Raw genomic sequence first — 11033 nt, forward strand, 5'->3', positions numbered from 1 at the left:
TCAGCGCCCCTGGTTCGCCACCCCGGCGATGGCCTCCTGCGCCGCGGCCGGGTCGAGGTAGCGCCCGCCCGGGTTCGTCGGCGCCAGGTCGTCGTCGAGGTCGTAGACGAGCGGGATGCCGGTGGGGATGTTGAGGCCGGCGATGTCGGCGTCGGAGATCCCGTCGAGGTACTTCACCAGCGCGCGCAGCGAGTTGCCGTGCGCGGCGAGCAGCACGACCTTCCCGTCGCGCAGGTCCGGCACCACGGCCTCGGTCCAGTACGGCAGGAACCGGTCGACGACGTCGGCCAGGCACTCGGTCAGCGGCGCGTCGACACCGGCGTAGCGCGGGTCGGCGTCCTGGGAGAACTCCGAGCCCTGCTCGATGGGCGGCGGCGGGGTGTCGTAGGAGCGGCGCCAGAGCATGAACTGCTCCTCGCCGTACTGCTCCAGGGTCTGCTTCTTGTCCTTGCCCTGCAGGGCGCCGTAGTGGCGCTCGTTGAGGCGCCAGTCGCGCCTGACCGGGATCCAGTGCCGGTCGGCGGCGTCGAGGGCGATGTTCGCGGTGGAGATGGCACGACGCAGCAGGGAGGTGTGCACGACGTCCGGCGCGACGCCCGCCTCGGCCAGCAGCTCGCCGCCGCGGCGGGCCTCGGCCTCGCCCTGGGAGGAGAGCGGCACGTCCACCCAGCCGGTGAACAGGTTCTTCGCGTTCCAGTCGCTCTGACCGTGACGCAGCAGTACGAGGGTCGGCATGGCGGACAGCCTGCCACCTACCCGCGGGAAAGGTCTCCGAGCACGTCCCCGAACGTGTCCACCAGCACGTCGACCTCGTCGTGGGTGACCACCAGCGGCGGGGACAGCCGCACCGTCACGCCGTGGGTCTCCTTGGCCAGCACCCCACGCCGGGCGAGCGCGACGCACACGTCGCGGCCGGTGCCGATCCGCGGGTCGACGTCGACGCCGAACCACAGCCCCACCCCGCGCACGGCGGTGATCCCGGGCAGCGCGCGCAGCCGCGTGTCCAGGTGCGCACCGAGCTCGCGGGCCCGGGCCTGGTACTCCCCCGTCGCCAGCAGTGCGCACACCGCGGACCCGACGGCGGCGGCGAGCGGGTTGCCGCCGAAGGTGGAGCCGTGCTCGCCGGGGCGCAGCACGCCCAGCACGTCGCGCCGCCCGACGACGGCGCTGACCGGCACGATCCCGCCGCCGAGCGCCTTGCCGAGGGTGTAGAGGTCGGCGCGCACCCCGGACAGGTCGGTGCACAGCGTCGCCCCGGCCCGGCCGAGCCCGGACTGGATCTCGTCGCAGACCAGCAGCACGTCCCGCCGCTCGGTGAGCTCGCGGACCGTGCGCAGGTAGCCCGGCGGCGGCACCAGGACCCCGGCCTCGCCCTGCACCGGTTCGAGCAGCACCGCGACGGTGTCGTCGGTGAGCGCGGCGGCGAGCGCGTCGGCGTCGCCGTAGGGGACGCGGTCGAAGCCGGGGGTGAACGGGCCGAAGTCGTCGCGGGCGACCGGGTCGTCGGAGAAGGAGACCACCGTCGTCGTGCGCCCGTGGAAGTTCCCCGCGGCGACGACGATCCGGGCCGCCCCCGGTGCCACGCCCTTCACCCGGTAGCCCCAGGCGCGGGCGATCTTGACCGCGGACTCGACGGCCTCGGCGCCGGTGTTCATCGGCAGCACGGCCTCGGTGCCGGTCAGGGCGGCGAGGTCGCGCTGGAACCCGGGCAGGCGGTCGTTGTGGAACGCCCGCGCGGTCAGGGTCAGCGTGTCCAGCTGGGCGTGCGCGGCCGCGGTGAGCGCGGGGTGGCGGTGCCCGAAGTTGAGCGCGGAGTAGCCGGCGAGCGCGTCGAGGTAGCGGACGCCGTCGACGTCGGTGACCCAGGCGCCGTCGCCGCGGGACAGCACCACCGGCAACGGCGCGTAGTTCGCCGTGCCGAACTCCTCGGCGAGGGCGATCTGCCGGTCGGTGCCCGCGACCACGGCGGTCACGACCGCAGCTCCAGCGTGGCGCACTTGATCCCGCCGCCGCCGCGGCGCAGCTCCGAGGTGTCGACGCCGACGGTGCCGAACCCGCGCTCGGCGAGGTCGGCGGCGAACTTCTCGGCCTGCGGCGCGTGGACGACGGTGCGGCCGTCGGAGAAGCAGTTCAGACCCAGCACCGACGCGTCCTCGTCGGAGACGATCACCGCGTCCGGGAAGCGGAACCGCAGCACCTCCTGGGATGCGTCGTCGAAGGCCGCCGGGAGGTAGGCGACCGCGCCCGGCCCGCCGGCCGGGTCGAGCACCGCGAACGCCGTGTCGAGGTGGTAGTAGCGCGGGTCGACGAGCTGCAGGGACACGACCTCGCGGCCGAACACCTCCGCGGCCTCGGCGTGCGCACGCGGGTCGGTGCGGAACCCGGTGCCGGCGTAGACGGTGTCGCCGACGAGCAGCAGGTCGCCCTCGCCCTCGTTGACGTGGCGGGCCTCGTGCACGGCGAACCCTGCGGCGCGGAACCACGCGCCGTACGCGGGCCCCTCGGCGGCGCGCTCGGTGTGCCGGAACCGGGCGGTCAGCGCGGTCCCGTCGATCACGGTGCCGCCGTTGGCGGCGTAGACCATGTCCGGGTAGCCGGGCAGCGGGTCGACGAGCCGGACGTCGAACCCGAGGTCCCGGTAGACCGCGTGGAGGGTCTCCCACTGGGCCAGCGCGAGCCGGGTGTCGGTCGCCTGCTCCGGACGCATCCAGGGGTTGATCCGGTAGCTCACCGTGAAGTGCTCGGGGCGGCACATCAGCACAGAGGTCATGTGCACAGCATGGCGCGCACACCCCGTGCGTTTCCCGGCATGGAGCGCACGATCCGCGCGTGCTGCATCGGTTCTGAGCCGGATCCGGGCGCACCGGGCTAGCATCCGGCGTCGTGGACGGGATCGACGCGATCGACCGCAGGCTGCTGGACCTCCTGCGGGTCGACGGCCGGGCGAGCTGGGCGGACCTGGGCGGGCGGGTGGGCCTGTCGGCGTCGGCGGTGCGGCGCCGGGTGGACCGGCTGACCGCCCGCGGCGTGGTGCAGGGCTTCACCGTGCAGGTGGACCCGGACGCCGAACGGACCCCGGGCGTGGCGGCCTACGTCGAGCTGTTCTGCCGCGGCACGGTCGCACCGGCCGAGCTGCAGCGGATGCTCTCCGCAGTGCCCGAGGTCGTCACGGCGGGCACGGTGACCGGGGAGGCCGACGCACTGGTCCTGCTGCGCTCGCGCGACGTGCAGTCCCTGGAGGACGCCCTGGAACGGCTGCGACTGGCGGCGAACGTCGACCACACCCGCTCGGCCGTCGTCCTCACGTGGCTGGTCACCCGTTGAACTCGCCGGGGCACGGGCGTACCGTATGAGTTGAGAGTTCAACTTCTTTCGATGGAGACCGGGATGCCCGTCCAGCGCCTCAACCACGCCGTCCTCTACGTCCGCGACGTCGCACGCAGCGTCGACTTCTACCGCGACACGCTCGGCTTCCGCCCCGTCGTCGAGCTCCCCGGTGGCCGTGGCGCGTTCCTGCAGGCCGAGGGGTCGACCAACGACCACGACCTGGCCCTGTTCGGGATCGGCGCGCAGGCCGGGGCCTCGCAGGCGGGTCGCGGCACCGTCGGGCTCTACCACCTGGCGTGGGAGGTCGACACGCTCGGCGAGCTCGCCAGGATCGGTGAGCAGCTCCAGGCGGCCGGGGCGCTGGTCGGCGCCTCGGACCACGGCACCACCAAGGCGCTCTACGCGCGGGACCCCGACGGGCTGGAGTTCGAGGTCTGCTGGCTGGTCCCGGCCGCCCTGGTCGACGGCGCCGACGACCACGACATGCGCATCGAGCCGCTCGACCTCGCGGCCGAGATCGCCCGCTACGGCGCGGACACCCGCGGCGGGATCGGCGTCTCGGTCCCGGCCTGAGGCCCTCCGACCCCGGCCCGGGTCACTCCGGTTCCGGCGTGCGGCGTTCCGATCCCGGCCCACGGCGCTCCGGTTCCGGGTGCGGCGTTCCGGCCCCGGTCCGAGGCGCCCTGGTCAGTTCGGCTCGTTGAGGTCCACCCGGTAGCCCGAGCGGGCCGAGAACTGGGCGGTGACCGAGAACCGGTCGCCGCGGACCAGGGTGTGCCGCCACTCCACGGGACGCCCGGCGGACAGGCCGAGCCGCTCGATCGACAGCGCGGCGACGCCCTCGTCGATGCCGAGCAGCTCCCGCTCGCCGCGCCCGGGCAGCACCGCCCGGATGTTCTCCATGCCCCCGTCGACACGGATCCCGCAGCGGCGCCGGTACTCGGGGTAGATGCCGGTGTGGGTGAAGTCGACGTCGAGCAGGGGCGCCGCCAGCTCCTCGGGCAACCACACCCGGTCGACGGCGAGCGGCTCGGCGTCGGCGAGCCGCAGCCGCTCCAGGTGCACCAGCGGCGTGGACTCCTCCAGTCCCAACCGGGCCGCGACCACGCCGTCCGCGCGGACCTCGAAGGTCCGCACCACGCTGCGCTGGGTGCGCCCGGCCGACTCGACCGCCACGTAGAGCGAGTACGGCTCGTCGAGCGGCTGCTCGATCTCCGAGCGCACCGTCGGGCGGGCGACCCGCCCCCGCCCGGCGACGACGGCGCCGTCCTCCCGCAGCCGGCGCAGCGCCTCCCGCACGGTGTGCCTGCTGACCGCGTAGTCGGCGGCCAGCGCGAACTCGCCGGGCAGTGCCTCGTCGAACTCGCCGTCGGACAGCCGGCGGCGCAGGTCCGCCAGCAGCTGCTGCCACAGCGGCATCGCGCCGTTGCGGACCAGTGCTCGCGCCGTCATCGCCCACCCCCTTCGCGCGTGATCACCGTAGGCGAGCGCCGCGGGCTCACCGCACGGCGGCCCGCGTGTGACGCCGGGTGAGCAGCACGCCGACACCCACGACGACGGCCGCGATGAGCCCGGTCATGCCCAGTTCGAAGCGCGAGCCCTCGCGGGCGGCCATGTAGACGAGCACCACCGGGATCACGACGATCACCGCCCAGGTGAGCACCGGGTAGGCCCACATCCGCACCGGCATCGCGACGCCGTCGCGCTCCAGGACCCGGCGCATCCGCAGCTGGGACACCGCGATGACCAGGTAGACCAACAGCGCGATCGCGCCGGAGGTCGCGAGCAGGGTCGTGAAGACCTCCTCGGGGAAGGCGTAGTTCGCGATCACCGCGACGAACCCGACCAGCGTCGACCCGAGCACCGCGAACCGCGGCACACCCTGCGAGGTGGTCCGGTTGACCAGGCCAGGGGCCTGCCCGCGGCGGCCGAGCGAGAACAGCATCCGCGAGGCGGTGTACAGCGCCGAGTTCAGGCAGCTCGCGACGGCGACGAGCACCACCACGTCGACGATGAGCTTGGCCGACGGCACGTCCAGCGCCTCCAGCGCCGCCTGGTACGACCCGACCGCGGGCAGCCGCGGGTCGTTCCACGGCACGATCGCGACCACGAGCAGGATCGAGGCCAGGTAGAACACCGCGATCCGCCAGATCACCGAGCGGGTGGCCCGGCCGATCCCGCGCGCCGGGTCGCCGGACTCCGCCGCCGCGATCGTGACGATCTCGGTGCCCATGAAGCTGAACATCGTCACCAGCACCGCGGCGACCACCGCGCCCGGCCCGTTCGGCAGGAACCCGCCCTCGGACACCAGCCGGGACAGCCCCGACACCGACGAGTCGTCGCCGACGAACCCGGGCAGCAGGCCCAGCACCGCGAGCACCCCGACGACGATGAACGCGATGATCGCGACCACCTTGAGCAGGGCGAACCAGAACTCGAACTCGCCGTAGTTGGCGACGGAGAACAGGTTGGTCACCGTCAGCAGCACGGTGACGGCCAGCGCCCAGCCCCACTGCGGCACCCCGGGCAGCCACGAGTTGAGGATGAGTGCGGCGGCCGTCGCCTCGACCGGGATGACGAGGACCCAGAACCACCAGTACAGCCAGCCGACGGTGAACCCGGCCCACGGCCCGATCGCCCGGTCGGCGTAGGTGGAGAACGAGCCGGAGTCCGGCTGCGCGGCCGCCATCTCGCCGAGCATCCGCATCACCAGCACGACCAGCGTCCCGGCGAAGAGGTAGGCCAGCAGCACCGCGGGGCCCGCGGTGGCGATCGCGCTGCCGGAGCCGATGAACAACCCGGCGCCGATCACCCCGGCGATGCTGATCATGGTGACGTGCCGGTCGCGCAGCCCCGCCCTCAGCTCGCCACCGGCCTCCGGCCGGTGCGCGGTCTCCGTCATGGCGCCTCCCCCTCCTCGGTGCCACAGCCGGCGGTGGCCGGTGCGATGCGCAATGGTCACCCGGGCGTCGCCCGTTGTCACACCCCGGGGAGGTCTCCGGGGGTGACGCCTAGCCTGGGCGGCATGGGATTCAGCGCGCAGCTGCGGGAGTCGACGGCCGCGACCTGGGACGCGGCGGTGGGGCACCGGTTCGTCGAGGAGCTGTGGTCCGGCGCCCTGGACCGCGGCGTGCTCCGGCACTACCTGGAGCAGGACCTGCAGTTCGTGGACTCGTTCCTCGCGCTGCTCGGCGCCGCCGTCGCGACGGCCGACCGGCCCGGTCCGCGGGTCCGGCTGGCCCGTCAGCTCGGGCTGGTCGCGGGCCCGGAGAACGACTACTTCGAGCGCTCGCTCGGTGAGCTCGACGGGAACGCCGAACCGGAGCGGGCCGCGCCGACCGTCGGGTTCGTCGACCTGATGGGCGAGGCCCGCGACGCCGGGTACGCCGAGACCCTGGCGGTGCTGGTCGTCGCCGAGTGGCTGTACCTGGACTGGGCGACCCGGCCGGGCGCGGCCACCCCCGACGACCGGATCTCCCGCGAGTGGATCGAGCTGCACCGCGGTGTCGAGTTCGAGGAGTGGGTCGCGTTCCTGCGCGACGAGCTCGACCGTGCCGCCGACCGGCTCGACCCCGCCCACCGCGAGCGGGTCGCGGCGCTGTTCGTGCGCGCGGTCGACCTGGAACTGGCGTTCTTCGACGCCGCCTACGCCGGCTGAACGCGGACGACGGCCTTCACGATCTGCGCCCTGGCGACGACGACGCCGGCGCAGACGGCGGTCACCGAGGTGAACGCGGACCGGCCGGTGCGCCGGTCGAGCGTTCCGCGGAACGCGACCTCCCCGCCCCGCGGGGCCTGAGCGGGCAGCGTGACCGCGGTGGACACCGACACCGCGTGCTCGGCCTCGGTGAGGTGCGGCAGGACGGCGAGCAACGCCCCCACCTCCAGCCCGACGGCCAGCGCACCGGCGTGCGCACCGCCCGCGCCGCCGTCGGCGAGCTCACCGATCTCGAACGCGACCCCGGCAGCCGGGTCGGCGTCGTCGACCGGCCGGGCGCCGAGCGCGGCCTGCAGCGGGACGGCGAGGACGAGTGCGACCCGGTGGGCCAGGGCCGGGCCGGTCAGCAGCGGTGCGGTCACCGGTCCGAGTCTGCGCGCCGGGGGTGATCGGGCGTCGACGTCCGGATGACGATCCGGGGAGAGCGGCTGCGAGGATCGCCGGCATGGGAGGCAACCGACGGGCCGTGGTGGTCGGCGCCGGGATCGCGGGCCTGAGCTGCGCGCTCCGGCTCCGGGAGCGGGGCTGGTCGGTCCGGGTGCTGGCCGACGTGCCGGTGGAGGCGTCGACGTCGCACCTGGCCGCGGCCGTGTGGTTCCCGACCCGGGCCGGGCCGCGGGACAAGGTCCTCGACTGGGGACGGCGCACCTTCGCCGAGCTGGCCCGTCAGGCGGCCGACGGCGTCCCCGGCGTCGTGATGCGGGAGTCGCTGACCCTCTACCGGGCGGAGCCGGAGCCGCAGTGGTGGGCCGACGCCGTCGGCGAGGTCCGGCCGGCCCGGCCCGACGAGCTGCCGCCCGGCTACGCCCACGGCCTGCGCTTCGCGGTGCCACTGGTCGAGATGCCGGTGCACCTGCCATGGCTGGCCGCCGAGGCGGGGCGGCGCGGGATCGCCCTGGAACGCCGGCGCGTCACCGCGCTCGACGAGGCCGGGCGGGACGCCGACCTCGTCGTGCACTGTTCCGGGCTGGGCGCGCGCACCCTGGTCGGCGACACCACGGTGACCCCGGTGCGCGGGCAGATCGTGCGCGTCACCAACCCCGGGCTGACGATGTCGGTCCGCGACGAGATGCACCCCGGCGGCCGCGCGTACGTGCACCCCCGCGCGCACGACTGCGTCCTCGGCGGCACGCTCGACGACGGCGTCTGGGACGCGACACCCGACCCGGCCGCCGGCGAGGCGATCCTGCGGCGCTGCCGCGACATCGTCCCGGCCCTGCGCGACGCCGAGGTCCTGGAGCATCTCGCGGGCCTGCGCCCGGCCCGCCCCGAGGTGCGGCTGGAGGCCGAGCCCGCCACCGCGACCCGCCCGCGGGTGATCCACGACTACGGGCACGGCGGCTCCGGCATCACCCTGTCCTGGGGCTGCGCCGACGACGTCGCGGATCTCGCCGACGCCGCCTGACCCCGGTCCGGACGTCCGCGGACGCCCGCTCGAGGCGGACGACCCGCCGTCGACGGGCAGGCCGCGGCGAACCGGCACGGAACCGGCGCCCGAGCCCGCCGGGTGATGATCGGGGGCCCTCACACGATGCAGAAGTCGTTGCCCTCCGGGTCGGCCATCCACAGGTGGTCCACATGGGGAGAACCTGGGGACAGGTGCTCCTCGACGACCCGCGCGCCCAGCGCACAGAGCCGCCTCGCCTCCGCGCCCAGCCGCTCGCCGCGCAGCTCGTCCGGCAGGTGCCGGCCCCCGGAGACCTGCAGGTCCAGGTGCAGTCGGTTCTTCACCGTGCGGGGCTCGTCGACCCGCAGGAACGAGATCCGCGGGCCCGCGCCCTCCGGGTCGCTGATCGCGGCGACGTCGCCCCACTCGTCGGCGGGCACCTCGTGGTGGGCCAGCCACGCCTCCCAGGTCGCGAACCCGGTCGGTGGCGGGGCGGGGGCGTAGCCGAGCGCAGCGCTCCAGAACTCCGCGAGCAGGTGTGCGTCGGCACAGTCGACGGTGATCGTCCAGGGAGTCGCCATGGGTGGAGGCTACGGCCGGACCCCGACGGTTCCGCGGCCGCGCGAGTCGCGCCGATGCCCGGTCACGGGGTAGCTTTCCGCTTCCGATCACCCGGTGCACCGGTGGAGGGCGAGTGAACGGTCAGCCTCCCGGCAACGGGGTGCGACGCCTGAGCTTCCGCATGGAGTCGGCGGCCGACGTCGAACGGTTCGTCGCGGAGTTCTACGGGGGCGCGGTGGTGCTGCCGGCGGGCGACGGCCGCGACTTCGAGGTGGGGAACGAGACCGTCGCCGCCCCGGGGTTCTCACTGAGCGACCTGTGGGTCACCGCCGAGATCGACGCGATGGTCGACCCGGTCGAGAACGAGTTCGTCGTCGATCTGGTGCAGGGCGGACGCATGCGCCTGGACACCGAGGCGTACGGCACCGTGCTGCTGCAGCCCGGTGACGTCGGGGTGCTCCCGCCCGAGGGCCGTTTCCGCGACCTCGCCGAGGACATCGACCTCGACGTCGTGGGCCTCGACCCGGCGGCCCTGGCCCGCTGGGCGGGGCAGGTGCACGGCGTCGCGACCGACCGGGTGCGGCTGACCGGGATCACCCCGCTGAGTGAGGAACACGCGCGCCGCTGGGCCGCCACCGTGGTGCACGTGCGGGACCGGGTGCTCGGCAACCCGATGCTGCTGGACGGGTCCGTCGCGCTGGACGAGGCGTTCGGACTGCTGGCGTCCCGGTTCCTGGAGACGTTCCCGAACACCGTGCTCGACGAGGTCACCCGCCGCGGGCCGGCCCGCACCCCGGCGCTGCCCGCCCGCCTGGTCCGCCGCGTCACCGAGCACCTGCGCGCGCACGCGCACCGTCCCGTCGACCCGACGGAGCTGGCCCGGCTGACCGGGGCCCCGGCCCGGACCGTGCTGGCCGGGCTGCGCCGGGCCGGGACCGACCCGGCCACCGTGCTGTGGCGCGCCCGGCTCCACGGCGTGCGCGACGACCTGCGCGCGACGGGCGACGCGACGGCGGTGGAGCGCATCGCGGGCCGGTGGGGCTTCGTCCGGCCCGGCGGGTTCCGGGTGGCATACACCCGCGCCTTCGGCGAGACCCCGGAGGAGACCGCGGGCCGCTGACCCGCCCCGTCGCACCGGTACGGTCGCCGGGTGTGGATCGAGCTGGCGCAGCGGCTGTTCGACGTCGTCGAGCCTGCCCGGCCGGCCTCCCCGGACGACGTCGATGCCATCGGCACCGAGCTGGGCCACGAGGTGCCCCCGGACCTGCGGGCACTGCTCCTCGAGACCGACGGACTGCACGGCCGCCACGGCGCCGCCCTGGTCCATCCGGCCCGTCGGATCGTCGACGACAACCTGGCCCTGCGCCGCGACCCCGGCCTCGCCGAACTCTACCTGCCCTTCGACCAGCTGATCTTCTTCGCCGACAACGGCGGGGGCGACCTGTTCGGCTTCCCGGCACTGCCGAACCGCCCGGAGGTGGTCGTGTGGGACCACGAGACCGACTCGCGCCACCGGGTCGCCGGATCGCTGCGGGACTACCTCACCCGTCGGGCGGGCGGCGACGGCGACGACTGGTACCGCCGCTGACCCACCACCCCTCGGAGAAGTGGTCACCCGCCGCCCCGACCGCCCGGACGACGTCGATCAGTACATGAGCGCTGTCCGGGCAGCCCTCGACAGCACTAAGAGGTCGCGCGGATTGATGGATGATCATGGGCGGCGGTGTGGTCGGCTGTCCCAGCGGTGCGTGGTCCAGGCCTGCCGGATCAGGCTACGGAGTGTGATGATGGTGTCGGCGAGGTCGAAGAACGCGTCGACGACGGTTTCGCGGCGTTCGTAGCAGCGCTGCAGCCGGTTGAAGCTGTTGTGCCAGGCGTTGGTGCGCTCGATGTGCCAGCGTTGGGTGGCCTGGATCGGTGCTTTCTCGCCCTTGCGCGCGATCTCGCTGTGCAGGCCCCGTTCGGTGAGTGTGTCGCGGGTCTTACCGGAGTCATAGCCGGCGTCGAGGTGCACGGTGATGTCGTCGGGCAGCGGGCCGA

14 protein-coding genes are annotated in these 11033 nt (G+C 74.3%); 6 read left to right on the top strand and 8 right to left on the bottom strand.

The window, feature by feature from the left end; translation table 11 throughout:
- The 3 genes from Ae331Ps2_RS07095 to ddaH are packed head-to-tail and all read right to left on the bottom strand — an operon-like array spanning position 1 to position 2854.
- Positions 1 to 735, bottom strand: coding sequence for a phosphoglyceromutase (locus Ae331Ps2_RS07095; RefSeq protein ID WP_075309964.1), 735 nt, complete (start codon positions 733 to 735; stop codon positions 1 to 3).
- A gap of 17 nt (positions 736 to 752) precedes the next feature.
- Positions 753 to 1973, bottom strand: a complete 1221-nt coding sequence (gene rocD / locus Ae331Ps2_RS07100) for an ornithine--oxo-acid transaminase (RefSeq protein WP_075309962.1) — start codon at positions 1971 to 1973, stop codon at positions 753 to 755.
- Complete coding sequence (ddaH, locus tag Ae331Ps2_RS07105) at positions 1970 to 2854, bottom strand: dimethylargininase (RefSeq protein WP_369804882.1); 885 nt, start codon at positions 2852 to 2854, stop codon at positions 1970 to 1972. Before ddaH ends, rocD begins: the two co-directional genes overlap by 4 nt.
- A gap of 29 nt (positions 2855 to 2883) precedes the next feature.
- Here ddaH and Ae331Ps2_RS07110 point away from each other — a divergent pair, with 29 nt between their 5' ends.
- Together Ae331Ps2_RS07110 and Ae331Ps2_RS07115 are read left to right on the top strand one after the other, a co-directional pair.
- Positions 2884 to 3324, top strand: coding sequence for an Lrp/AsnC family transcriptional regulator (locus tag Ae331Ps2_RS07110; protein ID WP_020624976.1), 441 nt, complete (start codon positions 2884 to 2886; stop codon positions 3322 to 3324).
- Positions 3325 to 3387: 63 nt separating this feature from the next.
- On the top strand, positions 3388 to 3900 hold the full coding sequence (locus Ae331Ps2_RS07115) for a VOC family protein (protein ID WP_075312749.1): 513 nt from the start codon (positions 3388 to 3390) through the stop codon (positions 3898 to 3900).
- Between the two features lie 114 nt (positions 3901 to 4014).
- On the opposite strand, the gene Ae331Ps2_RS07120 is transcribed toward Ae331Ps2_RS07115, so the two are convergent.
- Both Ae331Ps2_RS07120 and gabP read right to left on the bottom strand, forming a co-directional pair.
- Positions 4015 to 4779 (bottom strand): GntR family transcriptional regulator, encoded by a 765-nt coding sequence (locus Ae331Ps2_RS07120; protein ID WP_060710434.1) that lies wholly within the window; start codon positions 4777 to 4779, stop codon positions 4015 to 4017.
- Between the two features lie 46 nt (positions 4780 to 4825).
- Entirely contained in the window at positions 4826 to 6229 is a 1404-nt protein-coding gene (gene gabP, locus Ae331Ps2_RS07125) for a GABA permease (protein WP_075309960.1), read from the bottom strand.
- Between the two features lie 123 nt (positions 6230 to 6352).
- On the opposite strand from gabP, the gene Ae331Ps2_RS07130 reads away from it, so the two are divergent.
- Entirely contained in the window at positions 6353 to 6985 is a 633-nt protein-coding gene (locus Ae331Ps2_RS07130; protein WP_020626639.1) for a TenA family protein, read from the top strand.
- On the opposite strand, the gene Ae331Ps2_RS07135 is transcribed toward Ae331Ps2_RS07130, so the two are convergent.
- Positions 6973 to 7407 carry a hypothetical protein gene (locus Ae331Ps2_RS07135; protein WP_075309958.1) on the bottom strand — a complete coding sequence of 145 codons (435 nt, stop codon included), beginning with the start codon at positions 7405 to 7407 and terminating at the stop codon, positions 6973 to 6975. The two genes, Ae331Ps2_RS07130 and Ae331Ps2_RS07135, sit on opposite strands and share 13 nt — an antisense overlap.
- Positions 7408 to 7490: 83 nt before the next feature.
- Here Ae331Ps2_RS07135 and Ae331Ps2_RS07140 point away from each other — a divergent pair, with 83 nt between their 5' ends.
- Positions 7491 to 8450 (top strand): FAD-dependent oxidoreductase, encoded by a 960-nt coding sequence (locus tag Ae331Ps2_RS07140; protein WP_075309956.1) that lies wholly within the window; start codon positions 7491 to 7493, stop codon positions 8448 to 8450.
- A gap of 119 nt (positions 8451 to 8569) precedes the next feature.
- Here Ae331Ps2_RS07140 and Ae331Ps2_RS07145 read toward each other — a convergent pair whose 3' ends face one another.
- A complete protein-coding gene (locus Ae331Ps2_RS07145) occupies positions 8570 to 9013 on the bottom strand; it encodes a VOC family protein (RefSeq protein WP_075309954.1) in 444 nt (147 codons plus the stop codon).
- 113 nt (positions 9014 to 9126) lie between these two features.
- On the opposite strand from Ae331Ps2_RS07145, the gene Ae331Ps2_RS07150 reads away from it, so the two are divergent.
- Both Ae331Ps2_RS07150 and Ae331Ps2_RS07155 read left to right on the top strand, forming a co-directional pair.
- On the top strand, positions 9127 to 10113 hold the full coding sequence (locus Ae331Ps2_RS07150; RefSeq protein WP_075333925.1) for an AraC family transcriptional regulator: 987 nt from the start codon (positions 9127 to 9129) through the stop codon (positions 10111 to 10113).
- A 30-nt stretch (positions 10114 to 10143) separates the two neighbouring features.
- On the top strand, positions 10144 to 10581 hold the full coding sequence (locus Ae331Ps2_RS07155; protein ID WP_075309950.1) for an SMI1/KNR4 family protein: 438 nt from the start codon (positions 10144 to 10146) through the stop codon (positions 10579 to 10581).
- 123 nt (positions 10582 to 10704) lie between these two features.
- Here the strand turns inward: Ae331Ps2_RS07155 and Ae331Ps2_RS07160 are convergent.
- Positions 10705 to 11033, bottom strand: a 329-nt coding sequence (locus tag Ae331Ps2_RS07160; RefSeq protein WP_139319239.1) for a transposase, incomplete at its 5' end; no start/stop codon positions are given.

Source organism: Pseudonocardia sp. Ae331_Ps2 (genome assembly GCF_001932405.1).
In the GTDB taxonomy this organism is placed as follows: Bacteria; Actinomycetota; Actinomycetes; order Mycobacteriales; family Pseudonocardiaceae; genus Pseudonocardia.